A 24,015-nucleotide genomic window follows, 5' to 3' on the forward strand; every position below is an offset into this window, starting at 1 on the left:
TGGTGCGGCACCCCTCCCGGTTCCCAGACTGTTCTCAGGAAGGTGGGAATCGATGAGGATCCTCGTGGTGTGCGGCGCCGGTGCGTCGAGCACGTTCGTCGCGCTGCGGCTCCGCACAGCGGCAGCAGCGGCCGGTCTCGGCTGGGATGCCGTGGCGGGCACCGAGAGTTCCGTCGCCGGCTCCGACCACGACCTCGTCCTCGTCGGTCCGCATCTCGGTGACCGGCTCGAGTCGATGCGCCGCAGCGTGGAAGCGCCGGTCGCCGTGCTGCCGGACGACGTCTTCACCGACCGTGACGGCTCCCGCACCCTCGACTTCGCCCGATCGATCCTCGCCGCCGCCGGCGACACCCCGAAAGGAACATCATGACCGCCACCCGCACCGTCCGGATCGGCTCTTCCCACGGACTGCACGCCCGCCCCGCGAAGCTCTTCGCACAGGCGGCCAAGGACTCGGGCCTCGCCGTGACGATCGCGAAGGACTCGGGCAAACCGGTCAACGCCGCCAGCATTCTCGGCGTGATCGCGCTCGCGATCGAGTACGGCGACTACGTGACGCTGACGGCCGAGGGCGAGGGAGCCGAAGGCGTGCTGGACACGCTCACCGAGCTCCTCACCACCGACCATGACCAGGACGCCGCCGGATGAGCGAGCTGCGCGGGGTGGGCATCGGTCTGGGTGTGGCCCAGGGACCGGTCGTCCGCATGGCCGAGGCGATGCCGGCTCCGGAGAACACGCCGAGCACGGCGGGCGCCGAAGCCGAGCGCGCGCGCGTTCACGAGGCGGTGGCGACGGTCGCCCGCGAGCTCAACGAACGCGGTGAGGCGGCAGGCGGCGCCGCTCAGGAGGTGCTGGAAGCGCAGGCGATGATCGCCGAGGATCCGACGCTGCAGGACGAGGTGGACACCCGGATCGATGCCGGGGCGACGGCGGAATGGGCCGTGCACGATGCCTTCGCGGGGTTCCGCGCCACGCTCGAGGCCGTCGGCGGCTACCTCGGCGAGCGCGCCGCCGACCTCGACGACATCGCCCAGCGCGTCCTGGCGCATCTCCGCGGCGTCGATGCGCCCGGTGTTCCGAACCCGGGGCACCCGTTCGTCCTGGTTGCCCGTGACCTCGCTCCGGCCGACACCGCACTCCTCGACCTGGATCAGGTGCTCGCCCTGATCACGACCGACGGCGGACCGACCTCCCACACCGCGATCCTCGCGCGGGAGAAGGGCATCGTCGCGATCGTCGGTGTCGGAGTCGGCACGCCGCTCGTCACGGGCGAGACGGTGATCGTCGATGCCGCCAGCGGCGTGGTCACCCGCGAGCCGACGGAGGACGAGAAGGACCGCGCAGCTCAGCGCGCCGCCGCTCGCCAGTCGGCCGACACCGCTCCTCCCACTCCCGGCGCCCTCGCCGACGGCACGCCTGTCGCACTGCTCGCGAACCTGGGGAAGCCTGCAGACGCGGCCGATGCGGTCGTTCGGGGGGCCGAGGGCGTCGGGCTGTTCCGCACGGAGTTCATGTTCCTCTCCTCGGCACAGGCGCCGACCATCGCTCAGCAACGGGAGTCGTACCGCGAGCTGCTGGCCGCCTTTCCCGGTAAGAAGGTCGTGGTCCGGATGCTCGATGCGGGCGCCGACAAGCCGCTGGCGTTCCTCAACGACGCGCACGAGGAGAATCCGGCGCTGGGACTGCGCGGCCTCCGGGCGCTGCGCGCCAGCGAGGACATCCTGCGCGAGCAGTTGACCGCCCTGGCCGAAGCCGACGCCGAGACCGACGCCGACCTGTGGGTGATGGCTCCGATGGTGGCCACCGTCGAGGAGACGATCTACTTCACGGGGCTCGCCCGCGAGTACGGACTGCAGACCGCAGGGGTCATGGTCGAGATCCCGGCGAGCGCCCTGCTGGCCGACCGGGTGCTCGCGCACGCCGACTTCGCCTCGATCGGCACGAACGACCTCACGCAGTACACCATGGCGGCCGACCGCATGCTCGGCTCGGTCGCCGGATTCCAGGACCCCTGGCATCCGGCCGTGCTTCGTCTGGTGCGCGAGGTCGGTGACGCCGGTGCCCGCCTGGGCAAACCGGTCGGAATCTGCGGCGAGGCTGCAGCAGATCCACTCCTCGCCGTCGTGCTCGTCGGGCTCGGTGCCACGAGTCTCTCGATGGCTCCCTCGGCGCTGGCCGATGTGCGACACGCGCTCTCCGAACGCACCCCGTCCGAGGCGCGGAGCCTCGCGGAGGCCGCCCTGGCCGCCGACGATGCCCCCTCCGCCCGAACCGCCGTGGCGACGCTCGCCGCGGCACTCCCCCTTCACAAGAAAGAGACGACATCATGACGACGACGTCACCTGCCGCGACCAAACCCGGCGGCCTCCGCGTAGGAGTACAGCGCTTCGGCACGTTCCTCTCCGGCATGATCATGCCGAACATCGCCGCCTTCATCGCCTGGGGCTTCATCACGATGCTCTTCATTCCCCGAGGCTTCTTCGGTGCCGAGAGCCCCTTCGGCTGGCACTGGGAAGGGGTGTCCGAGATCCTCGGCGGCGGCGGCGACTCCGTCATCATCGGGTGGCAGGGCGCGATGACATCGGTCGCCGAGACCGCCGACGGCAACATCCTCGCCTACGTCGGCCTGGTCGGTCCGATGGTGACCTACCTGCTCCCGCTGCTGATCGCCAACACCGCAGGCCGGATGGTCTACGGCGACCGCGGCGGTGTGGTCGCCTCCATCGCCACCGTGGGCGTGATCGTCGGCACGAACATCCCGATGTTCCTCGGCGCGATGATCATGGGGCCGCTCGCGGCCTGGATCATGAAGCAGGTCGACCGGATCTGGGACGGCAAGATCCGTCCCGGCTTCGAGATGCTGGTGAACAACTTCTCCGCCGGCATCCTGGGGATGCTTCTCGCGATCTTCGGCTTCTTCGCCTTCGGTCCGGTGATGCTCGGCATCAGCGCCGCGCTGGGTGCCGCCGTCGACTGGCTCGTGGCGCTGCAGCTGCTGCCGCTCGTGTCGATCATCGTCGAGCCGGCGAAGGTACTGTTCCTCAACAACGCGATCAACCACGGCGTGTTCACCCCGCTCGGATTCGAGCAGGCCTCGGAGGCCGGCAAGTCGATCCTGTTCCTCATCGAGGCGAACCCCGGCCCCGGTATCGGTCTGCTGCTGGCGTTCAGCTTCTTCGGAGTCGGCGTCGCGAAGGCGTCGGCCCCCGGCGCGGCGATCATCCAGTTCTTCGGCGGCATCCACGAGATCTACTTCCCGTACGCGCTGAGCAAGCCGACCACGATCCTCGCGCTCATCGCGGGTGGTGCCGCCGGCGTGACCACGAACATGCTTCTGAACGGCGGGCTCGTGTTCCCGGCCGCTCCCGGCAGCATCATCGCCGTGACCGTCGCGGCCGTCGGTGCGGGCGTCCCCAACCTCCTGGTCGTGTACCTGTCGGTCCTCATCGCCGCCACCGTGACGTTCCTCATCACCGGCGTGATCCTGCGGGCCTCCCGCAAGCGCGACCTCGAGGCCGAGGGCGACACCTTCGGTGCCGCGATCGCGCAGACCGAGGCGAACAAGGGCAAGTCGTCCGCCGCGATGGATGCGCTGCGCACGTCCACGGGCTCGTCGGCGGCGGAGACGTCCGCACCGAGCACCACCGCCGTCGCCACCGCGCCGATCGAGCGGATCGTGTTCGCGTGCGACGCCGGTATGGGCTCGTCCGCGATGGGCGCCAGCGTCCTGCGCAACAAGCTCAAGAAGGCGGGCATCGAGGACGTGAACGTCACCAACCAGGCGATCGCGAACCTCGACGGCACCGCCGATGTGGTCATCACGCAGCAGCAGCTCACCGAGCGCGCCGCGGCGAAGTCGCCGAACTCGGTGCACGTGTCGGTCGACAACTTCATGAACTCGCCCCGCTACGAAGAGGTCGTCGAGATGGTGCGGGCACAGCGAAAGGAACAAGAATGAGCGTTCTCACCCCGGACCAGGTCCGCATCCACCCCGGCGGTGCGACGCGAGACGAGGCGCTCCAGGAGGCCACGGACATCCTCGTCGCCGCCGGAGCCGTGACCCCCGCGTACGTCGACGCGATGCGGCAGCGCGAGGAGACCGTGTCGACCTTCATGGGCAACGGTCTCGCGATCCCGCACGGTACCAACGACGCGAAGGACACCATCCTCGCCTCGGCACTGTCCGTCGTCCGCTACGACGGCGGTGTGGACTGGGCAGGCGATCCCGCGACCTTCGTGATCGGCATCGCCGGGATCGGTGACGAGCACCTGGAGATCCTGTCCCGGATCGCGATCCTGTTCTCCGAGGAGGACGACGTCGCGCGGCTCTCGGCGGCGCAGACCCCGGAGGAGCTCTACGCCCTCCTGTCGGAGGTGAACGAGGGATGAAGGCGGTCCACTTCGGGGCGGGCAACATCGGGCGCGGGTTCGTCGGTCTGCTGCTGCGCCAGGGCGGGTACGAGGTCGTGTTCTCCGACGTCGCCGACGCCCTGGTCGACGCGATCAACGCGGTCGACTCGTACACCGTGCACGAGGCCGGCCCCGGAGGGACCGATCACGTCGTCACCGGCTTCCGGGCTGTCAACAGCCGCACGGATCCCGCCGCCGTGGCCGAGGAGGTCGCGACGGCCGATGTGGTCACGACCGCGGTCGGGCCCACCGTGCTGCGGTTCGTGGCACCGTCGATCGTGGCCGGACTCGCGCTCCGCTCCCCCGATGCCGCACCGCTCCAGGTGATGGCGTGTGAGAACGCGATCGGAGCCACCGACCTGCTCCGCCAGGAGATCGCGACGGCGGCGGGAGCGGATGCCGAGGTGCTGCTCGCCCGCGCGGTCTTCGCGAACACGGCTGTCGATCGCATCGTGCCGGCACAGCCCGCAGACGGCGGGGTCGACGTCACGGTCGAGCCGTACTTCGAGTGGGCGATCGAATCGCGTCCGTTCGGCGGAGCGCTGCCGGCCATCCCCGGCGCGCACTTCGTCGACGACCTGGCGCCGTACATCGAGCGCAAGCTCTTCACGGTGAACACGGGGCACGCCGCGACGGCCTACTTCGGCGCCCGCGCAGGGATCGAACGGATCTCGGATGCCTTGGCCGACCCCGCCATCGCGGCCAGCGTCTCGGCGGCGCTGGAGGAGACCTCAGCCGTGCTGGTCGCCGAGCACGGGCTCGACCCCGCCGACCTCGCGGCGTACCGCGCCAAGATCCTCGAGCGGTTCCGCAATCCCGCGCTCGTCGACACGGTGCAGCGGGTGGGACGGCAGCCGTTGCGCAAGATCTCACGGCACGAGCGTTTCGTCGGGCCCGCTGCGATGGCCGCGGAGCGTGGCTTGCCGACCGCGGCTCTCGTGGCGGCCGTGTCGGCGGCACTGGAGTTCGACGATCCGGCCGACGAGCAGTCGGCGGAGCTCCAGCAGCTGCTGCGCACGGAGGAGCCCGCCGCGTTCACCGCCCGCACCACGAGCCTGGACCCCGAGCATCCGCTGTTCACCGCCATCCGGGAGGCCGTCGCCGCGCGTCAGCAGCACCTCGGAGCCGCCTGACCTCGCGGAACTCGACGCCCCCGCCCACCCATTACGATCGGTGAGCGGGGGCGTTTTTTCGAGCACACTGACGTGCGGGGAGCAGCATGAACAGATACGCCGTGATCGGCGCGGGTCCATCGGGGTTGGCCGCGGCGCGCGCGCTGCAGAAGCGCGGAATCGCCGTGGACGGCTATGAGGCCTCCCACAGCGTGGGCGGCCTCTGGGACATCACCAACCCCCGCAGCACGATGTACGAGTCCGCGCATCTGATCTCGTCGCGCACCACGACCGAGTTCGCCGAGTTCCCGATGCGCTCGCGGGTCGACTACCCCGGCCACCGGGTGCTGAAGGAGTACTTCGACGACTTCGCCGACCACTTCGGGCTCACCGGCCTGTTCCGGTTCCACACGCGCGTCACGCGCCTCGAGCCTGCCGACGGCGGCTGGGATCTCACCAGTTCCGGCCCCGACGGCACGGACACGCGCTGGTACGCCGGCGTCGTCCTCGCCAACGGAACCCTCGCCGAGCCGAACGTGCCGACGTTCCGCGGGAACTTCACGGGCGAATTGCTGCACACCAGCGCCTACAAGTCGCCGGAGCAGCTGCGCGGCAAGCGGGTGCTGCTGATCGGCGCCGGCAACTCGGGCTGCGACATCGCCGTGGATGCCGTGCATCACGCCGTGTCCGTCGACATGAGCGTGCGACGCGGGTACTACTTCGTGCCCCGCTACCTGTTCGGCAAGCCCAGCGACACCCTCAACCAGGGCCGCCCGCTGCCGGCGCGCATCAAGCAGGCGGTCGACAGCCGCGTCCTGCGGGCGTTCACGGGCGACCCCGTGCGATTCGGGTTCCCGAAGCCGAACTATCGCATCTACGAGTCTCATCCGATCGTGAACACCCTGATCCTCAACCACCTGGGCCAGGGCGACCTGCGCATCCGCCCGGACATCGACCGCTTCGACGGGCACACGGTGCACTTCCGCGACGGCAGCGCCGACGAGTACGATCTCGTGCTGCTCGCCACCGGCTACACCCTCGACTATCCGTTCGTCGACCGCGAGCATCTGCACTGGCAGGGAGCCTCGCCACGGCTCTTCCTGAATGTCTTCCCCGCCTCTTTCAACGGGCTCTACGTGATGGGCATGATCGAGGCGTCCGGCATCGGCTGGCAGGGCCGCTACGAGCAGGCCGAGCTGCTCGCCGCCTACCTCGACGCCGCCGAGACCGACCCCGCGCGGGCCGCCCGCTTCCGCGACCGGGTCACCGGAACGTCGTGGCCGGATCTGACGGGCGGTTATCACTACCTGGGCCTCGACCGGATGGCGTACTACGTGAACAAGGATGCCTACCGGGGCGCCGTACGGGATGAGAAGCGCGCACTGGAGGCCTCGGCATGAACGTCGACGATGTCGTGCTCTCGTTCACGCCCGGCACGCTGACGATCCTCAACGTGGTCCTCGGTCTCATCATGTTCGGCATCGCGCTGGACACCTCGCCGAGCGATTTCCGCGTCGTGGCGAAGCATCCGAAACCGTTCGCGATCGCGATCCTCGCCCAGCTGCTCCTGCTGCCCATCGCGACGTTCCTGCTCACACTCGTGCTCCCTGTTCCGCCGTCGATGGCGCTCGGGATGCTGCTCGTGGCCTGCTGCCCTCCGGGGAACATCTCGCAGGTGCTGACCCACCGCGCCGGCGGCAACGTCGCCCTCTCGGTGTCGCTCACGGCGGTGGGAAACCTCATCTACATCGTCGCGATGCCGCTGAGCATCACGTTCTGGGCCTCGCTGCATCCGACCGCCCGCACTCTGCTGCGCGACATCACGCTCGACCCGTGGCGGATGCTTTTGGAGATCTTCCTCATCGTCGGTCTCCCCTTCGCCGTCGGTCTGCTCCTGCGCGCCAAGGCACCGGGCTTCAGCGCCCGCGTGCAGCCGTTCGTGAAGTGGTTCAGCCTGATCGCGCTGCTCGGCTTCATCATCGCCGCGCTCGTCGGCAACTGGGCGGTGTTCGTGCAGGTTCTCGGCATCATCCTGCTGGTGGTCGCGGTGCACGACGCGGTGGCGCTCGCGCTCGGCTACGGCACAGCGGTGGTCGGCGGACTCGGCACCCGCGAGCGCAAGGCCATGACGTTCGAAGTCGGCATCCGCAACGCCGGCCTCGGGCTCGGCCTGGTATTCCTGTTCTTCGACGGACTCGGCGGCATGGCGATCGTGGCCGGCTGGTGGGGCATCTGGGACATCGTCGCCGGCCTCGTCCTGGCCGGACTCTGGGCACGGCACACCAGGAAGCGCACGGGCTCGAGCACCGGCGACGCGAGCGGCCGCACGACCGTCGAGGCCGCCTGATGCCCCGGGTGCTGATCACGGGCGGCAGCGGCTTCCTCGGCTCGCACGTGGCTGAAGCCCTCGCGGCCCGTGACGACGTCGAGGTCGTGGTCGCCGCGGACCTGCGAGCGGGCGCACCCCGCGCGGGCGTCATCGATGCGACGCTGGACGTGACGGATGCCGCGGCGATCGCTCCCGTGCTGCGGCAGCACCGCATCGACACCGTGGTGCACCTCGCGGCAATCGTGAACCCGGGTCACGACGTCGACCTGGAGTACCGCGTCGATGTGACCGGCAGCGCGAACGTCCTCGCCGCGTGCGTCGAGACGGGCGTGCAGCGCATAGTGGTCTCCAGCTCCGGGGCGGCGTACGGATACCACCCGGACAACCCGGAGTGGATCGACGAGGACCAGCCGCTTCGAGGCAACGACGCGTTCCCGTACGCCCGGCACAAGCGGCTGGTCGAGGAGATGCTGGCCGAGCACCGGCGTACCCACCCCGAGCTCGACCAGGTGATCTTCCGCATCGGCACGATCCTCGGTCCGACCGTGCGCAACCAGATCACCGCGCTCTGGGACGGCCGGCGGATCCTTCGCATCTCCGGCTCGGAGTCGCCCTTCGTGTTCATCTGGGTGGACGATGTGGCGGCCGCGATGGTGCGGGCGGCGACCGACGGCCCCGCGGGCATCTTCAACGTCGCGGGCGACGGACGGATGACGGTGCCGGAGATCGCTGCTCGTCTCGGCAAACCGCAGATCGTGCTGCCCGCGTGGGCACTGTCGAGCGTGCTGCGGATCGGACGGATGCTGCGGCTCACCCCGCACGGACCGGAGAAGGTCCCGTTCCTGCGGTACCGCCCGGTGCTGGCGAATCGCCGACTGAAGGAAGTGTTCGGCTACACGCCGCGCCGCACCACGCGGGAGGCCTTCGAGGAGTACCTCCGTACGCACTCAGCCGTCGCTCGGAAGGGCGTCGACGCGGGGTAGCGTTGATCCGTGCAGAAGAAGCGTGGCCGCCGGGTCCTGAAACGTGTGCTGTGGAGTCTCGCGATCGTGCTGGTGCTGGCGGTGGTCGGCGTCGTCGCGTACACGCAGATCGGTGTCATGGCCGCCGAGCCGGAACCGCTCGCGAGCGTGCGGGAGAACCCCGCGATCACGGTCACCGACGCGGACGAGGGCATCGTGCTCGCCCCCGCCGACGGCGACTCGGATCTCGGCCTGGTCTTCATCCCGGGCGCCAAGGTCGACCCGTGGGCCTACGCGGCCATCCTCCAGGGGCTCGCCGAAGAGGGAACCACGGTCGTGATCACCCGCCCCTGGCTGAACCTGGCCTTCTTCGACCCGCGCGGACTCGACGCCTTCACCTCGGCCGCGCCCGATATCGATGTCTGGGGCGTCGGCGGACACTCGCTGGGCGGCGTCCGCGCCTGCCAGCTCGCCGCGGATGCCGACGCGCTCGTGCTGTTCGGGTCGTACTGCGCGACCGATGTGTCGGAGAGCGGGCTTCCCGTCCTCAGCCTCTCCGGCAGCGAAGACGGCCTCTCCACTCCGGAGAAGATCGCCGACGCGCGGGATCTACTGCCCGCCGATGCCGAGATGGTGGAGATCGACGGCGCATCGCACGCGTCCTTCGGCGACTACGGCCCGCAGGACGGCGACGGCACCCCGACGATCTCGACGGACGAGATGCACGACGAGGTCACGCGCCTCACCGAAGAGTTCCTCGCGCCGCTCGCGCCCTGACGTTCACTCCCCCGCCGAGCCGACGGCCGCATCCAGCAACGGATGCAGGTGACGCGTCCGGAGAACGGTTGCGGCTGTCCGGGCGCCCGCCTCGAGTGCCGCGCCGACTCCCGCCCCGTCCAGGCGCGCGTCGAGCACGCCCGCGAGGAAGGCGTCGCCCGCACCGTTCGTGTCGATGACCTCGACGGGCACCGCGGCCACCCGGTACTCGATTCCTTCTGCATCCACGGCCACCGCGCCCTCCGCCCCGAGCGTGCACACGGCGAGTGAGGCACCGGCGGCGATACGCGAGTGCAGGAACGCGACCGGGTCTGCAAGGCGATCCGCGTTGCAGAACACGGCATCCGCCGCCGCCAGGAACGGGCGGTGGAACTCGGCCTCACCGTCGTAGTCGTGCACGTCGACCCAGATCGGGACGCCCGTCTCGCGCGCGACCGGCAGGAGCCGCCGCGGTTCGGCAGCGAGGTCGAGCACGATCGCGCCCGCCTCCCCCATCCGTTCGCGCACCCACGCGTCGTCCTCGCCCGTGGTCGCGTCCGGCGACGACAGGTACAGCGAAACCCGGGCTCCCTCGCGGGTCATGAGGTTCAGATGCCGCTCGGTGGTTCCTTGACCCCAGCGCACTCGCACTCCCGCACCGTCGAGGGCCGCACGCACGCGGTCGCCCTCCTCATCGGGTCCGGCGAGAGCATAGAGCTGCGTCGCACGCCCGAGCCCGGCGAGGCTCAGGGCCTTGCCGGCACTCGTGCCGCCGACGGTCGCCCACGTCTCCTCGGCGAACTGCATGTGGGGCACCGGCTCGGGAAGTCGATCGAGCACGACGATCGTGTTCCATGACGCGGGACCGGCGATGAAGACGGAGTCGGGCATGCGACCATCCTGCCGTCCCGACGCCGTCAGCCGATACGCGACACCAGGGCGTCGAGGCCCATGCCGTAGTCGATGCGCACCACGGGGAGGGCGAGCTTGTCGGTGCCGATCGTCACGAACCCGGGTTCGATCGTCCGCGCCATCTCGTAGCCGGCCTGCGTGACACCCTGCTTGGCGGTGTCGTTGTAGTGCCCGAAGGGATACGCGATGACCTCGCGAACGCCCAGAGTGTCGCCGGAGAGGTTGAGGTCGGCGGCGATCTGATCCGCGGTCCAGTTCACCATCAGGCCGTCGCCGTTGTCGCCCGCCTTGTGCATGTCGTGCGTGTGCGAGCGGCGCAGCACGTGGATCGACGGCGGCGGGTCGGAGCGGTAGGCGGTCACCATGAAGGAGGTTGCGAGCAGGTTGTGCGCTGCCACGACGGGGGCCCCGAGGTCGAACCAGGTCTGGTCGGCGTCGTCGTCCGTGATGATCACGCTCCGCGCGGGCAGCGAGAGCCGACCGTCGATGAAGGCACTCAGTTCGTCCCAGGTGGGCAGGTAGAAGCCCGTCGTCGCGATGTGGTTCATGTGCGCGTCGAAGTCGCCGATGTACGCGTAGTTCCCGCGCAGCCACCCGGACTCGCCCTCAGGATTCGCCGTGAACTGGTGGTACATGAGGATCGGGACCTGCACGCCCTCGGCCGTGTTCTGCTCCGGCGTCTTCCAGGCGGCGAAGAGCTCGACCTGCTGCTGGTCGCAGACGACGGGGTCCGCACCGTTGACCCGCGCGGCGACGGTGTAGGCCGCAGCATCCGCCGCCGTCGCGTACCAGCCGGCGAACACGCGGCCGGCGACCGCCGGGATCGGGAGTGCCTGGTACAGACCGTCCTGCCGCTGCAGCTGGGGGTCGGCCGGAACCCCTTCGCCCGTGAACGTCACCGCGCAGGCGAGCGGATCATCGGCATCCGCGATGAGCTGCTCCGCCGGTGTCAGCGGCGTCGGGGTCACGACCGGCGTCGGCGTCCGTGTCGGCTTCGCTTCGGCCTCGGCCGGTGCGTGGTTCAGCCAGACGTATGCCGTGAAGCCTCCGCCCACGACGACGATCACCGCCGCGATGATGATGCCCGCGACGCCCCCGCGCCGCCTCCCCCCGGAAGCCACGGTCAGATGTCGAATCCCTCGGCGATCAACTCGACGAGCTCCTCCCGCTCCTCGACGGGGAGGAACGCGGCCGCAGCCGCATTGAACTGGAACGTCTCGAGATCGTCGAGGTCGTACTCGAACGTCTCCACGAGCAGGGCGAGCTCGCGCGTCAGCGAGGTGGCGCTCATCGTGCGGTTGTCGACGTTCACCGTCACCGCGAATCCGAGCTGGTACAACAGGTCGAACGGGTGGTCGGCCAGGGTGTCGCCCCACGCGGCGATCGCACCGGTCTGCAGGTTCGACGACGGCGAGAGCTCGAGCGGGATCTCACGGTCGCGCACCCAGCGGGCCAGATCGCCGAACTGCACCTGAACCTCGTCGCCCTCCTGCGTGACGACCTGGAGGTCTTCGGCGATACGCACGCCGTGGCCCAGGCGCAGCGCGCGACCGTCGATCAGCGCCGATCGGATCGAGGCGAGACCTGCGGCCTCGCCCGCGTGCACGGTGACCGGGAAGAAGTTGTCGGCGAGGTAGTCGAAAGCCGCGCGGTGGTTCGACGGCGGGAAGCCGTCTTCCGGGCCGGCGATGTCGAAGCCGACGGCGCCGCGACCGCGGAAGTCGACCGCGAGCTCCGCGATCTCCCGGGCACGGTCGGTGTGGCGCATCGCCGTGATGAGCTGGCCGACGCGGATGCTGCGACCGTCACGGTCCGCCGCGTCCTCGCCCTCCTCGATGCCCTGCTGCACGGCTTCGACGGTCTGCTCGAGCGTGAGGCCCTGCGCCTGGTGCTGCTCCGGAGCCCAGCGCACCTCGCCGTAGACCACACCGTCGGCTGCGAGGTCCTGGACGAACTCGCGCGCGACGCGGGTGAGTCCCTCCTGGGTCTGCATGACAGCGGTGGTCAGGTCGAACGTCTTGAGGTACTCGACCAGGGAACCGGAGTCGCTCTGCTTCGCGAACCACTCTCCGAGGGCTGCGGGCGTGGATTCCGGGACCTCGAGGCCGATGGAGTCCGCGAGCTCGAGGATCGTCGAGGGGCGCAGAGCGCCGTCGAGGTGGTCGTGCAGCGACACCTTCGGGAGGCTCCGCAGGGAGACGCCCTGCAGCGTGACGTCGCCGTTCGCATCGATCGACATGGTGATCCTCTCGGTCGCGGATGTGCTCAGTTCAGGCTAGCGGTCGCGCGTCACGCCGTGATGCGCTCGCGCACGATGGGACCGGTGGCCGGAGCCTCGTCGCCGATCTCCCACGAGCCCTCGAGAGCATCGAGAGCCCGGCCGAAGCGTGCGTCGTCGGCAGCGGAGAGGGTGAACAGCGGCTGCCCCGCGACGACGCGGTCACCGGGCTTGGCGTGCAGGTCGATCCCCGCCTCGAAGATCACCGGATCCTCGGCCCTGGCGCGACCGGCTCCGAGTCGCCAGGCGGCGATGCCGAACGGCAGTGCGTCCATGCGCGTCATCACACCGTCGGCCGGGGCCGTCACGACGTGCGTCTCCCGCGCGGTCGGCAGCGCCGCATCGGGGTCGCCGTCCTGGGCGCGGATCATCGCCTTCCAGGTGTCCATCGCGCGGCCGTCGTCGAGCGCGGCCTCCACGTCGGCATCCGGCTGTCCGGCGAGGGCGAGCATCTCCCGTGCCAGGGCGAGGGTCAGCTCGCGGACATCGGCGGGGCCGCCGCCGGCGAGGATCTCGACGGATTCGCGGACCTCGTTGGCATTGCCGATCGCGAGTCCGAGCGGCACGTTCATGTCGGTGAGGAGCGCGGTGGTCGCCACGCCGGAGTCGGTGCCGAGCGCGACCATCGTGCGCGCGAGCTCGCGGGCGCGGTCGATGTCCTGCATGAAGGCGCCGGAGCCGAACTTCACGTCGAGCACGAGCGCGTCGGTGCCCTCGGCGATCTTCTTCGACATGATGCTCGACGCGATCAGCGGGATCGCCTCGACCGTGCCGGTGACGTCGCGGAGGGCGTACAGCTTCTTGTCGGCGGGCGCGAGACCCGAGCCCGCGGCGCAGATGACCGCACCGACGTCGCCCTGCATCTGCGCGAACATCTCCTCGTTGCTGAGGGCGGCGCGCCAGCCGGGGATCGACTCGAGCTTGTCGAGTGTGCCGCCGGTGTGGCCGAGTCCGCGACCGCTGAGCTGGGGAACGGCGACGCCGAACGACGCGACCAGCGGAGCGAGCGGAAGGGTGATCTTGTCGCCGACACCGCCGGTGGAGTGCTTGTCGACGGTCTTCTTGCCGAGGGAGGCGAAGCTCATCCGCTCCCCCGACGCGATCATCGCGTCGGTCAGCACGCGGATCTCATCACGCTCCATCCCGCGCTGGAAGATCGCCATCGCGAACGAGGCCATCTGCGCATCGGAGACATAGCCGCGGGTGTACGCGTCGATCATCCACCGCAGCGCCGCCTCGGGGACCGCACCGCCGTCGCGCTTGGCGCGGATCACGTCCACCGCGTCGAAAGGCTCAACAGTCATCGTGCTTCCTCCAGGTCGCGCGGCCCGAATGCATCGGGCAGCACCTCGTCGATCGTGCGGATGCCGGAGACCGTCTCCAGCAGCATGCCCGGCATCGCGTGCTCGAACAGCAGCTGACGGCAGCGTCCGCACGGCATGATCGTCTGTCCGTCGTTGTTCACGCACACGAAGGCGACGAGCTGGCCGCCGCCCGACATGTGCAGATCGCCGACGAGGGCGCACTCGGCGCACAGGGTCACGCCGTAGGACGCGTTCTCGACGTTGCAGCCGGCGACGATGCGACCGTCGCCGACGAGGGCCGCCGCCCCCACGCGATAGCGCGAGTACGGCGCGTACGCCTTCGTCATGGCATCCGTGGCGACCTGGCGCAGTTCGTCCCAGTCGATGTCTGTCATTGCGATACTTTTCCTCTTCCGACCGGGCTAGGACTTTATGTAGGGCTTGCCGTCGGCGGCGGGCGCCTTGATCTGACCGGCGAACCCGGCGACCGCGAGCAACGTCACGACGTAGGGCAGCATCAGCATGAACTCGCCCGGAATGGGTGTCTTCAGGATCGACAGCAGGTTCTGCAGGTTGGTGGCGAAGCCGAACAGCAGCGCCGCGAGCGTCGCGCGGATCGGGTCCCAGCGACCGAAGATCACGGCGGCGAGGGCGATGAAGCCGAGCCCGGCCGTCATGTCCTTGCCGAACTGCGGCACCGAGACGAGCGTGAAGTACGCACCACCCATACCGGCGATCGCGCCGGCGAGCAGCACGTTCCAGAACCGGGTCGGGTTCACCTTGATGCCGACGGTGTCTGCAGCCTGCGGGTGTTCGCCCACGGCACGCAGCCGCAGACCCCACCGGGTGCGATACAGCCCCCAGGCCACGACGGCGACGGTGATGAACATCAGATACCCGATGAACGTCTGGTTGAAGAGCACCGGCCCGATGATGGGGATGTCGCTGAGCACGGGGATCTCCACGCGCGGGAACCGCACCGGGGTGTTCAGCGTCAACTCGTTCGGTGCGAGCAGCGCCCCGTAGAGGAACCCGGTGAGACCGGTGACCAGGACGTTGAGCACGACACCGACGATCACCTGCTCGACGAGGTACTTGATCGCGAACGCGGCGAGGACGCTGGCGACCAGGACGCCGCCGATCATCGCGCCGACCAGACCCACGAACGGGTTGCCGGTGATGCTCGAGAGCAGCGCGGCCGAGAATGCCCCGAGAAGCAGCTGCCCCTCGATGGCGACGTTCACGACGCCGGCACGCTCGCCGATGACACCGCCCAGGGCGCCGAACACCAGCGGTACCGAGAGCGAGACCGCACCGAACAGCAGGCTCGTGACCGGCACGAGTCCGCCGGCGGACGCCCAGACGAGGAACGCGAAGACAGCCAGCACGCTGTAGGCGATGACCAGCCACAGCGAAGGCGTGCGGTAGGTCCACGCGCGGAGGAACGCTCCGACCGTCAAGACCACGAGGATTCCGAGCACGACCCAGAACGTCGAGGCCGTGGGCAGTGCGACGTCGGGCAGCGCGAGCGCAGACGACTGATCGGAGAGCCGGAAGGTGCTGATGCCGTCACGCGGCACGAACAGGAACAACAGCGCGAGGAGCACGGTGGCGCCTGCGAGGACGATCGGCGCCTTGAGGTGCCGCTCCTTCACGGTCGCCAGCTGTACCGTGCCGTCAGCGGCCTGGGTCTGCACGAGGGACATCATGCCGCCACCGCCTTCTTGGAGGCCTTGGCTCTCAGCCTGGCAGCCTTCTCGATATCGGTCTTCGGAAGGAAGAACACCGTCCGCAGCAGCGGCGGCGCCGCGATGAACAGCACCACGAGAGACTGCACCACGAGGACGATGTCGACCGGGATATCCTGCGCCTGCATCGAGAACGAGCCCGCCTTGAGCGCCCCGAACAGGATGCCGGCGGCGAACGTGCCCCAGGCGCGGCTGCGACCGAGGAGCGCGACCGTGATCGCGTCGAAGCCGATGCCGGCGTCGATCGTCTCGGTCACGCCGGTGGTGACGGCGCCCTGGATCTGGTTCATGCCGGCGAGACCTGCCAGGCCTCCGGCGAACAGCATCGCGTAGACGTAGATGCGCTGCACGCTGATGCCGGCGGCGCGTGCCGCATGGGGGTTCTCCCCCACGGCGCGCATCCGCATGCCGAGCGACGAGCGCTCGATGAGCCACCAGACGAACAGGGTCGCGACGATCACGATCACGAAACCGAGATCGAGCAGCGGGAACTGCGGTCCGAGCAGGGTCGGGAACTGCGCGCTCTGCGGCGTCGCCGAGCCGAGTGCCTGGTTGGTGCCCGGCTTCTGCAGCAGGCCCGGCGTGCGGATCATCCACAGCAGCAGGTAGTACGCGATGTAGTTGAGCATGATCGTGAGGATCACCTCGTGCGCACCGGTGCGCGCTTTGATGAGCCCCGCGATCGCGCCCCAGAGCGCGCCGCCGGCGATACCGGCGATCAGCGTCACCGGGATGTGCAGCCAGATCGGCAGGTCGAGGGAGAACGTCAGGAGCGCCGCAACCGCGACGCCGATGAGCATCTGGCCACGGGCACCGATGTTGAACAGCCCGACGCGGAACGCCAGAGCGACACCGAGGCCGGCCGCGATCAGCGGAGCCGCGAAGCCGAGGGTGTTCGTCAGCGGACGGATCTGGGCTGCGAAGTCCGCGCCGCGGGCGTTGAAGATCGCCCCACGGAACAGCGCCTCGTAGCCGTTGTACACGGCGTTCCAGGCGGCGACGAACGTGTCGCCCGGCTGGTTGAAGAAGTAGACCGATGCCGCCTGCACGTCTTCGTTCGTGAAGGCGATGAGGATGCCGCCCACGACGAGTGCCAGGACGATCGCGAGGATCGTCGTGACGGCGTTGCCGCGGAGGATCTCCTTGAGGATGAGGTTTCCGCGCGGGGGCGGGGGCACGTCGGAGGGGTCTCGAGGGACGGTGCCTGTGCTCGTGGCGAGCTCCTGCGGCGGGATCCCCTTGGTCACATCGCCCGCGCCGGGCGTCGCTCCGCTCACGCGGCCACCTCCCCTTCGGCCGCTCCGGCCATCATGAGTCCGAGCGTCTCCCGAGGCGTGTCGCCGGGGACGATGCCGACGATCGTGCCGCGGTACATGACCGCGATCCGATCGGCGAGAGCTGCGACCTCGTCGAGCTCCGTGGAGACGACGATCACGGGGATGCCCGCATCGCGCGTCTCGATGATGCGCTTGTGGATGAACTCGATCGAGCCGACGTCCACGCCACGTGTCGGCTGCGCGGCGACGAGGAGCCGCAGGTCGCGGCTCATCTCCCGGGCGATGACGACCTTCTGCTGGTTACCGCCCGACAGCGTGCCCGCCGCCGTCTCCGGCCCCTGCGTGCGGATGTCGTACTCGGTGATGCGCGCACGGGCGAACTCGTCGAGGGCTGCGCGGCGCAGCGTGCCGGCACGGCTGAATGCCGGGTCGTCCGAGCGGTCGAGGATGAGGTTCTCCGCGACGGAGAAGCCGGCGACCAGGCCGTCCTCCGTGCGGTCTTCCGGGACGAAGCCGACACCGGCGTCGAGGATGGCGCGCACGCTCTTTCCGACGAGTTCCTTCCCGTCGAGCACGATGCTGCCTTCGACGCGGGCCGCGAGGCCGACGATGGCCTCCACCAGCTCGGTCTGGCCGTTGCCCTGCACGCCGGCGATCGCGAGGACCTCACCCGGTCGAACGGCGAGGTCGATACCGTCGACGACGATCGCGCCGGTGGGCGTCAGGACGCGCAGTCCCTTGACTTCGAAACCGCCCTCGCCCAGGCGGGGCGGGTCCTTGTGCACGGTCAGTTCGACCGCGCGACCGACCATGAGGGAGGCGAGCTCCGCGTTCGTCGCGGTGGGGGAAGCCTCGCCGACGACCTTGCCGAGGCGGACGATGGTGATCTTGTCGGCCACCTCGCGCACCTCGCGCAGCTTGTGCGTGATGAACACGATCGCCGTGCCCTCATCGCGCAGCTGACGCATGATGTTCATCAGCTCGTCGGTCTCCTGCGGGGTGAGGACGGCCGTCGGCTCGTCGAACACGAGCACCTTCGCGTCGCGGGACAGCGCCTTGATGATCTCGACCCGCTGCTGCACGCCGACGGGCAGGTCGCCCACGAGCGCATCCGGATCGATGTCGAATCCGAACCGGGCAGCCACCGACCGCACGTGCTCTCGCGCCTTCGCGATGTCGAGCCTTCCGAGCGCTTTGGTCTGCTCGTGACCGAGCATCACGTTCTCGGCCACGGTGAAGACCGGGACGAGCATGAAGTGCTGGTGGACCATGCCGATCCCCGCAGCCATCGCGTCGCCAGGACCGCGGAAGCGCTGCACCTCGTCATCGAGGAGGATCTCACCTTCATCGGCCTGATAGAGACCGTAGAGGACGTTCATGAGTGTGGACTTGCCCGCGCCGTTCTCGCCGAGGAGCGCGTGGATCTCCCCCGGCTCGACCACCAGATCGATGTGGTCGTTGGCCACGAGGCTACCGAATCGCTTGGTGATGCCGCGAAGTTCGAGCTTCATATCTGCACCTTATCCAGAAGAGTTATCCAGAACAGTCATCCAGGAGAATCATCGTCCGTCCACGGCACGGGGCGAGTGGCAGACTGCTCACCACTCGCCCCGTGCTGGACCGGTTACGACTTACGGGGAGTTCTCAGACTCCACCGTGATGTCACCGGCGATGATCTGCTTCTGCAGCTCGGCCAGCTCGTCGACCAGGCCCTCGGGGAGGTCGCCCTCGAAGTCGCCGAAGCCGGAGAGCTTGACGCCCTCGTTCTCGAGCGTGCCCACGTACGGCGCTGCGTCGAACTCACCGGCGGCGGCGGCGACGGTGGCGTCATGCACGGCGACGTCGATCGCCTTCATGATCGAGACCAGCGTCATGCCGGCCACGTTCGGGTCAGCCACGGCCAGGTCGCTGTCGACGCCGAGCATCAGCGTGTCCTTGCCACTGTCGGTGATCGCCGCAGCAGCGCTCTGGTAGACGGGACCGCCGACCGGGAGGATCACGTCGACGCCCTGGTCGAGCACGCCCTGCGCGGTCTGCTTGGCGGTGTCGTTCGCGTCGAAGCCGCCCGTGAACGAGCCCTTCTGCGTCGCGGCGTCCCAACCGAAGACCTCGACCGCAGCCGACTTGTCCTCGTTGTACTTGTCGACGCCGAGCTGGTAGCCGTCCATGAACACGGCGACCGACGGGATCTGCATGCCGCCGAAGGTGCCGACCTTGTTCACGCCGCTCTGCGCGGACCAGGCTGCCGCGGCGTAGCCGCCGAGGTAGGCCGCCTGCGCGGTGTCGAAGACGAGGGGCTTGATGTTCGGAGCATCGGTGGTGCCATCGAAGTCGTTGTCGGCGTAGTCGTCGATGATCGCGTAGTCGATCTCGGGGTTCGCGAGCGCGGACTCGACCGTGGCTGCCGAGAGCTTGAAGCCGACCGCGACGATGAGCGAGCAGCCTTCAGAGACGGCGGTCTCGAGGTTCGGGGCATAGTCGTTGTCGTTCGCGGACTCGAACTCGAGCGGCTTGATGCTGAGTTCTTCAGCCGCGCTGTCCATGCCCTCCTTGGCCGACTGGTTGAACGACTTGTCGTTCCAACCGCCCGCGTCGGAGATGAGGCAGGGAAGGAAGTCGGAGTCGACCGGCTTCTCGGAGCCTGCGGGCTTGTCGGTCGGTGCCTGACCGCAGCCGGCGAGCGCGAAGATGACGCCCGCGGCGACCGTCGCGCCGAGCAGCTTCTTGGTGGTGGAGATGGTCAACTGATGCCTCCCTCAACGAAACCGCGGCCATCGCGGATCGATCAAAGTTACCTACTGTTTCGCCTTTTGCGCACGTGCGCAGCGGATGCGCTGGCCAAAGGTTACAAAGCTGAAATCAAGCCACCCGATGAGCGTGAACGCCTGCTCATCGGCGCAGGCGTCAGAGCACGTCTCCCCGGCCGGTGAGCTTGAGGGACTCGACGACGCCCTTCACCCGCTGCGCGTGCTCGACCGTGGTGACCAGCAGAGCATCGGGGGTGTCGACGACGACGATGTCCTGGACGCCCACCAGGCTGATCACCCGAGACGTCTGGCTGACGAGGATTCCGCTCGCGCCGTCGGTCAGCACCCGGGCGTTCGGCCCGAGGACGGCGAGGTCGTTCTTGCGCCCGTTGTTGATGAGCTTGGTCAGCGAGGCGAAGTCGCCCACGTCGTCCCAGTCGAAGTGACCGGGGACGACGGCGAGCCGTCCGCGGCGGGCGGCCGGCTCGGCCACCGCGTAGTCGATGGCGATCTTCTTCAGGCGCGGCCAGATGCGGTCGACCGCAGGTCCGCGCAGCTCGCGGTCGTCCCAGGCCTCGGCGAGTTCGAGGAGCCCGGCGTGCAGCTCGGGCTCGTTCGCGGCGAGTTCCTCCAGCAGCACGCTCGCCTTCGCGATGAACATGCCGGCGTTCCACAGATAGTCGCGATCGGCGAGGTACTCCTTCGCCGTCTCCAGGTCGGGCTTCTCTACGAAGCTCTCCACGAGCGCGGCCTCACGCGCGCCGTCGACGACCAGCTCCGGACCCTTCTTGATGTAACCGAACCCGATCGCGGGCTCGGTGGGCGAGATGCCGATGGTGCAGATGTATCCCTCGCGGGCGACCTCGACGGCGTCGCGCACCGCGAACTCGAACACGCGCGTGCTGCGGATCACATGGTCCGCGCTGAACGAGCCGATGATCACGTCGGGCTCGCGCCGGTGCAGGATCGCGGCGGCGAGGCCGATCGCGGCGGCTGACTCCCGCGGCTCCGACTCCAGGAAGACGTTGAGGTCGGCGATGCCCGGCAGCTCGGCCTCGACCGCGGCACGGTGCGCGCGCCCGGTGACCACGGCGATCCGGTCGGATCCGCTGAGCGGCTCCAGACGGTCCCAGGTGTCACGGAGCAGCGAATGCCCGGAACCCGTGAGGTCGTGCAGGAACTTGGGCGCGTCCGCACGGGAGAGCGGCCAGAGCCGGCTGCCGATGCCGCCGGCGGGAATCACTGCGTAGAAATCCTTGATGGGTGCGCTCACCCTGCCAGGGTAGCCCGACGAGACCTCTCGACATCGAGATACTTAGGCTCCCCTTCGTCGCTCCCAGTCTTCTGACAGGAATAGGATGGACAGCGATCGGGCGTGCCTGACTTCGACAGGCTCACACTTGAACGAGAGCAGCGCATGCGACCGACGCACATCGATCAGGGAGGACGACCGTGTCCACGAGCGCTCGCTTGACACCGTCGATTTCGGAAACCACGTCCAAGACCCCCCGCGGCACCCTTTATCGGGGTCGCGAAGGCATGTGGTCGTGGGTGCTTCACCGCATCACCGGAGTCGCCATCTTCTTCTTCCTGTTGGTGCACGTGCTCGACACGGCACTCATCAGGGTCTCGCCGGAGGCGTACAACGCCGTGATCGGCACGTACAAGAACCCCATCATGGCGTTCGGCGAGGTCGTGCTCGTGGCCGGCATCGTGTTCCACGCGATGAACGGGCTGCGCATCATCGCCGTCGACTTCTGGTCGAAGGGCGCCAAGTACCAGCGTCAGCTCTTCTGGGGCGTGCTGCTGGTCTGGGGCATCATCATGGCCGGCTTCGTGCCCCGCCACCTGATGCTCGCGTTCGCCGGATTCGGAGGGGGACACTGATGACCGCGCAGACCATCGCAGCCCCGGCTCGCCGCCGGCGCGGAGTCAACCTCGAGAAGTGGGGCTGGGTCTTCATGCGCGCCTCGGGCATCGTGCTCGTCGTGCTGATCTTCGGCCACCTCTTCGTCAACCTCATGGTCGGCGAGGGCATCCACGCCCTCGACTTCGCATTCATCGCCGGCAAGTTCGCCACGCCGTTCTGGCAGTGGTGGGACGTGCTGATGCTGTGGCTCGCACTGATCCACGGCGCCAACGGCATGCGCACGATCGTGAACGACTACGTCACGAACACCACCGCCCGGAAGGCCCTCACCTGGGCCCTCGGGCTCGCCGCCGGCCTGCTCATCATCCTGGGCACGCTCGTCGTCTTCACGTTCGACCCGTGCCTGGGTGCGACCGAGGACAGCGTCCTGTGGAGCGAATGCGCCGCACTGGTCGGGAACTGAGAAGAAGGCTAAGAAGAAGTGACTACCGAGACGCAGGATTCCGTCGTCCGTGACGGCGTGCATTACCACCAGTTCGACATCGTGATCGTTGGCGCCGGTGGCGCCGGCATGCGGGCGGCCATCGAGGCCGGCCCCGGCGCGAAGACCGCCGTGATCTCCAAGCTTTACCCCACGCGCTCGCACACCGGTGCAGCGCAGGGCGGCATGGCGGCAGCCCTCGCGAACGTCGAAGAGGACTCCTGGGAGTGGCACACCTTCGACACCGTCAAGGGCGGCGACTACCTCGTCGACCAGGACGCGGCGGAGATCCTCGCGAAGGAGGCCATCGAGGCGGTCATCGACCTCGAGAACATGGGCCTCCCCTTCAACCGCACGCCCGAGGGCAAGATCGACCAGCGCCGTTTCGGCGGGCACACGGCAGAGCACGGCAAGACCCCGGTCCGCCGCGCCTGCTACGCCGCCGACCGCACCGGCCACATGATCCTGCAGACGCTGTTCCAGAACTGCGTCAAGCTCGGCATCAACTTCTTCAACGAGTTCTACGTGCTCGACCTGCTGACGGTGAAGGATGCCGACGGCAAGACCCAGGTCTCGGGCGTCGTCGCGTACGATCTCTCGACCGGCGAGCTGCACGTGTTCCAGGCCAAGGCCGTGATCTTCGCGACCGGCGGTTTCGGCAAGATCTTCAAGACGACCTCGAACGCGCACACCCTCACGGGCGACGGCGTCGGCATCGTCTGGCGCAAGGGCCTCCCCCTCGAAGACCTGGAGTTCTTCCAGTTCCATCCGACCGGACTCGCCGGCCTCGGCATCCTCCTCACCGAGGGCGCACGAGGTGAGGGCGCGATCCTGCGCAACGCCTCGGGCGAGCGATTCATGGAGCGCTACGCCCCGACGATCAAGGACCTCGCTCCGCGTGACATCGTCGCCCGCTGCATGGTGCAGGAGGTCGCAGAAGGCCGCGGCGCCGGCCCGCACAAGGACTACGTGCTGCTGGACTGCACGCACCTGGGCGCCGAGGTCCTCGAGACCAAGCTGCCCGACATCACGGAGTTCGCCCGCACGTACCTGGGCGTCGACCCGGTCGTCGAGCCGGTCCCGGTGATGCCGACCGCGCACTACGCCATGGGCGGCATCCCGACCAACAACAACGGCGAGGTCCTGGCCGACAATGACACGGTCGTCCCCGGCCTGTACGCCGCCGGCGAGTGCGCCTGCGTCTCGGTGCACGGCGCCAACCGTCTCGGCACCAACTCGCTGCTCGACATCAACGTGTTCGGCAAGCGCAGCGGCCGCAACGCCGTGGAGTACGTCAAGACGGCCGAGTTCGTGCCGCTGCCCGAGAACCCCGCGGCCTTCGTCTCCGGGATGCTCGAGGACCTGCGCAACAACCAGGGCACCGAGCGCATCGCCGTGCTGCGCAAGACGCTGCAGGACGAGATGGACAAGGGCGCGCAGGTGTTCCGCACGCACGACTCGCTGCAGCATGTGCTGGGCGTGATCGCCGAGCTGCGTGAGCGCTACAAGAACGTGCACGTCGATGACAAGGGCAAGCGGTTCAACACCGACCTGCTCGAGGCCGTCGAGCTGGGCTTCCTGCTCGACATCGCCGAGGTCGTGGTCTACGCCGCGCAGAACCGCGAGGAGAGCCGCGGCGGTCACATGCGCGACGACTTCCCGACGCGCGACGACGAGAAGTACATGAAGCACACCATGGCCTACCTCACCGGTGACCCGCACTCGTCGACTCCGAGCGACCACATCAAGCTCGACTGGAAGCCCGTCGTCTTCACGAAGAACGATCAGGGCGAGTTGAACTACCCGCCGATGGAGAGGAAGTACTGAGA

General features: G+C 68.7%; 23 protein-coding genes. 13 read left to right on the forward strand and 10 right to left on the reverse strand.

All coding sequences use genetic code 11. The features are described from left to right. Positions 1-52: 52 nt before the first annotated feature. From J7E45_RS16770 to J7E45_RS16815, 10 genes are all read left to right on the forward strand, one after another. On the forward strand, positions 53-370 hold the full coding sequence (locus tag J7E45_RS16770; RefSeq protein WP_215070828.1) for a hypothetical protein: 318 nt from the start codon (positions 53-55) through the stop codon (positions 368-370). Next, positions 367-648: an HPr family phosphocarrier protein gene (locus J7E45_RS16775; protein WP_091030758.1), complete on the forward strand. Its 282-nt coding sequence runs from the start codon at positions 367-369 to the stop codon at positions 646-648. The genes J7E45_RS16770 and J7E45_RS16775 overlap by 4 nt, the downstream gene beginning before the upstream one ends. Further along, a complete protein-coding gene (ptsP, locus tag J7E45_RS16780) occupies positions 645-2,330 on the forward strand; it encodes a phosphoenolpyruvate--protein phosphotransferase (protein WP_215070831.1) in 1,686 nt (561 codons plus the stop codon). The genes J7E45_RS16775 and ptsP overlap by 4 nt, the downstream gene beginning before the upstream one ends. Then, on the forward strand, positions 2,327-3,958 hold the full coding sequence (locus tag J7E45_RS16785) for a PTS mannitol transporter subunit IICB (RefSeq protein ID WP_215070834.1): 1,632 nt from the start codon (positions 2,327-2,329) through the stop codon (positions 3,956-3,958). Before ptsP ends, J7E45_RS16785 begins: the two co-directional genes overlap by 4 nt. Continuing rightward, positions 3,955-4,389, forward strand: coding sequence for a PTS sugar transporter subunit IIA (locus tag J7E45_RS16790; protein WP_167635363.1), 435 nt, complete (start codon positions 3,955-3,957; stop codon positions 4,387-4,389). The genes J7E45_RS16785 and J7E45_RS16790 overlap by 4 nt, the downstream gene beginning before the upstream one ends. After that, a complete protein-coding gene (locus tag J7E45_RS16795; protein ID WP_215070837.1) occupies positions 4,386-5,543 on the forward strand; it encodes a mannitol-1-phosphate 5-dehydrogenase in 1,158 nt (385 codons plus the stop codon). Before J7E45_RS16790 ends, J7E45_RS16795 begins: the two co-directional genes overlap by 4 nt. Positions 5,544-5,629: 86 nt before the next feature. Continuing rightward, the gene (locus tag J7E45_RS16800) at positions 5,630-6,922 is read left to right on the forward strand and encodes an NAD(P)/FAD-dependent oxidoreductase (protein WP_215070840.1); all 1,293 of its coding nucleotides are present in this window, start codon (positions 5,630-5,632) and stop codon (positions 6,920-6,922) included. Further along, the gene (locus tag J7E45_RS16805) at positions 6,919-7,869 is read left to right on the forward strand and encodes a bile acid:sodium symporter family protein (RefSeq protein WP_167635366.1); all 951 of its coding nucleotides are present in this window, start codon (positions 6,919-6,921) and stop codon (positions 7,867-7,869) included. Before J7E45_RS16800 ends, J7E45_RS16805 begins: the two co-directional genes overlap by 4 nt. Next, positions 7,869-8,834, forward strand: a complete 966-nt coding sequence (locus J7E45_RS16810; RefSeq protein ID WP_215070843.1) for an SDR family oxidoreductase — start codon at positions 7,869-7,871, stop codon at positions 8,832-8,834. The genes J7E45_RS16805 and J7E45_RS16810 overlap by 1 nt, the downstream gene beginning before the upstream one ends. A gap of 9 nt (positions 8,835-8,843) precedes the next feature. Further along, on the forward strand, positions 8,844-9,590 hold the full coding sequence (locus J7E45_RS16815; protein WP_308162172.1) for an alpha/beta hydrolase: 747 nt from the start codon (positions 8,844-8,846) through the stop codon (positions 9,588-9,590). Between the two features lie 3 nt (positions 9,591-9,593). Here the strand turns inward: J7E45_RS16815 and J7E45_RS16820 are convergent, their stop codons facing one another. From J7E45_RS16820 to J7E45_RS16865, 10 genes are all read right to left on the reverse strand, one after another. Further along, positions 9,594-10,460, reverse strand: a complete 867-nt coding sequence (locus J7E45_RS16820) for a PfkB family carbohydrate kinase (protein WP_215070846.1) — start codon at positions 10,458-10,460, stop codon at positions 9,594-9,596. Positions 10,461-10,486: 26 nt separating this feature from the next. Next, on the reverse strand, positions 10,487-11,602 hold the full coding sequence (locus J7E45_RS16825) for a polysaccharide deacetylase family protein (RefSeq protein ID WP_215070849.1): 1,116 nt from the start codon (positions 11,600-11,602) through the stop codon (positions 10,487-10,489). Between the two features lie 2 nt (positions 11,603-11,604). Next, positions 11,605-12,720 (reverse strand): adenosine deaminase, encoded by a 1,116-nt coding sequence (locus tag J7E45_RS16830; RefSeq protein WP_215070852.1) that lies wholly within the window; start codon positions 12,718-12,720, stop codon positions 11,605-11,607. A gap of 50 nt (positions 12,721-12,770) precedes the next feature. Beyond that, on the reverse strand, positions 12,771-14,063 hold the full coding sequence (locus J7E45_RS16835) for a thymidine phosphorylase (protein ID WP_215070856.1): 1,293 nt from the start codon (positions 14,061-14,063) through the stop codon (positions 12,771-12,773). Further along, positions 14,060-14,458, reverse strand: coding sequence for a cytidine deaminase (locus tag J7E45_RS16840; protein WP_029262551.1), 399 nt, complete (start codon positions 14,456-14,458; stop codon positions 14,060-14,062). The genes J7E45_RS16835 and J7E45_RS16840 overlap by 4 nt, the downstream gene beginning before the upstream one ends. Positions 14,459-14,485: 27 nt before the next feature. Continuing rightward, positions 14,486-15,769 carry an ABC transporter permease gene (locus tag J7E45_RS16845; protein ID WP_374225482.1) on the reverse strand — a complete coding sequence of 428 codons (1,284 nt, stop codon included), beginning with the start codon at positions 15,767-15,769 and terminating at the stop codon, positions 14,486-14,488. Next, positions 15,769-17,088, reverse strand: a complete 1,320-nt coding sequence (locus J7E45_RS16850) for an ABC transporter permease (RefSeq protein ID WP_091030805.1) — start codon at positions 17,086-17,088, stop codon at positions 15,769-15,771. Before J7E45_RS16850 ends, J7E45_RS16845 begins: the two co-directional genes overlap by 1 nt. Beyond that, positions 17,085-18,599: an ABC transporter ATP-binding protein gene (locus tag J7E45_RS16855; protein WP_215070859.1), complete on the reverse strand. Its 1,515-nt coding sequence runs from the start codon at positions 18,597-18,599 to the stop codon at positions 17,085-17,087. The genes J7E45_RS16850 and J7E45_RS16855 overlap by 4 nt, the downstream gene beginning before the upstream one ends. Before the next feature lie 120 nt (positions 18,600-18,719). Beyond that, complete coding sequence (locus J7E45_RS16860; protein WP_091030813.1) at positions 18,720-19,832, reverse strand: BMP family protein; 1,113 nt, start codon at positions 19,830-19,832, stop codon at positions 18,720-18,722. A 160-nt stretch (positions 19,833-19,992) separates the two neighbouring features. Next, positions 19,993-21,108, reverse strand: coding sequence for a mannose-1-phosphate guanylyltransferase (locus J7E45_RS16865; protein ID WP_091030817.1), 1,116 nt, complete (start codon positions 21,106-21,108; stop codon positions 19,993-19,995). 179 nt (positions 21,109-21,287) lie between these two features. Here J7E45_RS16865 and sdhC point away from each other — a divergent pair, with 179 nt between their 5' ends. Genes sdhC through sdhA form a run of 3 tightly spaced genes read left to right on the forward strand, consistent with a single transcriptional unit; the run spans position 21,288 to position 24,013 of the window. Then, on the forward strand, positions 21,288-21,722 hold the full coding sequence (sdhC, locus tag J7E45_RS16870) for a succinate dehydrogenase, cytochrome b556 subunit (RefSeq protein ID WP_105710884.1): 435 nt from the start codon (positions 21,288-21,290) through the stop codon (positions 21,720-21,722). Then, positions 21,722-22,168: a succinate dehydrogenase hydrophobic membrane anchor subunit gene (locus J7E45_RS16875; protein WP_167635373.1), complete on the forward strand. Its 447-nt coding sequence runs from the start codon at positions 21,722-21,724 to the stop codon at positions 22,166-22,168. The genes sdhC and J7E45_RS16875 overlap by 1 nt, the downstream gene beginning before the upstream one ends. 18 nt (positions 22,169-22,186) lie before the next feature. Continuing rightward, on the forward strand, positions 22,187-24,013 hold the full coding sequence (gene sdhA, locus J7E45_RS16880) for a succinate dehydrogenase flavoprotein subunit (RefSeq protein ID WP_215070862.1): 1,827 nt from the start codon (positions 22,187-22,189) through the stop codon (positions 24,011-24,013). The last annotated feature ends 2 nt before the right edge of the window (positions 24,014-24,015 follow it).

This window comes from Microbacterium sp. ISL-59 (assembly GCF_018613945.1).
Classification (GTDB): Bacteria; Actinomycetota; Actinomycetes; order Actinomycetales; family Microbacteriaceae; genus Microbacterium; species Microbacterium oxydans_B.

Excerpts from the sequence above, each read along its gene's own strand:
- J7E45_RS16845 (WP_374225482.1), bottom strand. The coding sequence starts at position 15,769 with ATGTCCCTCGTGCAGACCCAGGCCGCTGACGGCACGGTACAGCTGGCG.
- J7E45_RS16855 (WP_215070859.1), bottom strand. The coding sequence starts at position 18,599 with ATGAAGCTCGAACTTCGCGGCATCACCAAGCGATTCGGTAGCCTCGTG.
- J7E45_RS16835 (WP_215070856.1), bottom strand. The coding sequence starts at position 14,063 with ATGACTGTTGAGCCTTTCGACGCGGTGGACGTGATCCGCGCCAAGCGC.
- J7E45_RS16770 (WP_215070828.1), top strand. The coding sequence starts at position 53 with ATGAGGATCCTCGTGGTGTGCGGCGCCGGTGCGTCGAGCACGTTCGTC.
- J7E45_RS16840 (WP_029262551.1), bottom strand. The coding sequence starts at position 14,458 with ATGACAGACATCGACTGGGACGAACTGCGCCAGGTCGCCACGGATGCC.
- J7E45_RS16785 (WP_215070834.1), top strand. The coding sequence starts at position 2,327 with ATGACGACGACGTCACCTGCCGCGACCAAACCCGGCGGCCTCCGCGTA.
- J7E45_RS16830 (WP_215070852.1), bottom strand. The coding sequence starts at position 12,720 with ATGTCGATCGATGCGAACGGCGACGTCACGCTGCAGGGCGTCTCCCTG.
- J7E45_RS16820 (WP_215070846.1), bottom strand. The coding sequence starts at position 10,460 with ATGCCCGACTCCGTCTTCATCGCCGGTCCCGCGTCATGGAACACGATC.
- J7E45_RS16775 (WP_091030758.1), top strand. The coding sequence starts at position 367 with ATGACCGCCACCCGCACCGTCCGGATCGGCTCTTCCCACGGACTGCAC.
- ptsP (WP_215070831.1), top strand. The coding sequence starts at position 645 with ATGAGCGAGCTGCGCGGGGTGGGCATCGGTCTGGGTGTGGCCCAGGGA.
- J7E45_RS16795 (WP_215070837.1), top strand. The coding sequence starts at position 4,386 with ATGAAGGCGGTCCACTTCGGGGCGGGCAACATCGGGCGCGGGTTCGTC.
- J7E45_RS16875 (WP_167635373.1), top strand. The coding sequence starts at position 21,722 with ATGACCGCGCAGACCATCGCAGCCCCGGCTCGCCGCCGGCGCGGAGTC.
- J7E45_RS16800 (WP_215070840.1), top strand. The coding sequence starts at position 5,630 with ATGAACAGATACGCCGTGATCGGCGCGGGTCCATCGGGGTTGGCCGCG.
- J7E45_RS16805 (WP_167635366.1), top strand. The coding sequence starts at position 6,919 with ATGAACGTCGACGATGTCGTGCTCTCGTTCACGCCCGGCACGCTGACG.
- J7E45_RS16810 (WP_215070843.1), top strand. The coding sequence starts at position 7,869 with ATGCCCCGGGTGCTGATCACGGGCGGCAGCGGCTTCCTCGGCTCGCAC.
- J7E45_RS16790 (WP_167635363.1), top strand. The coding sequence starts at position 3,955 with ATGAGCGTTCTCACCCCGGACCAGGTCCGCATCCACCCCGGCGGTGCG.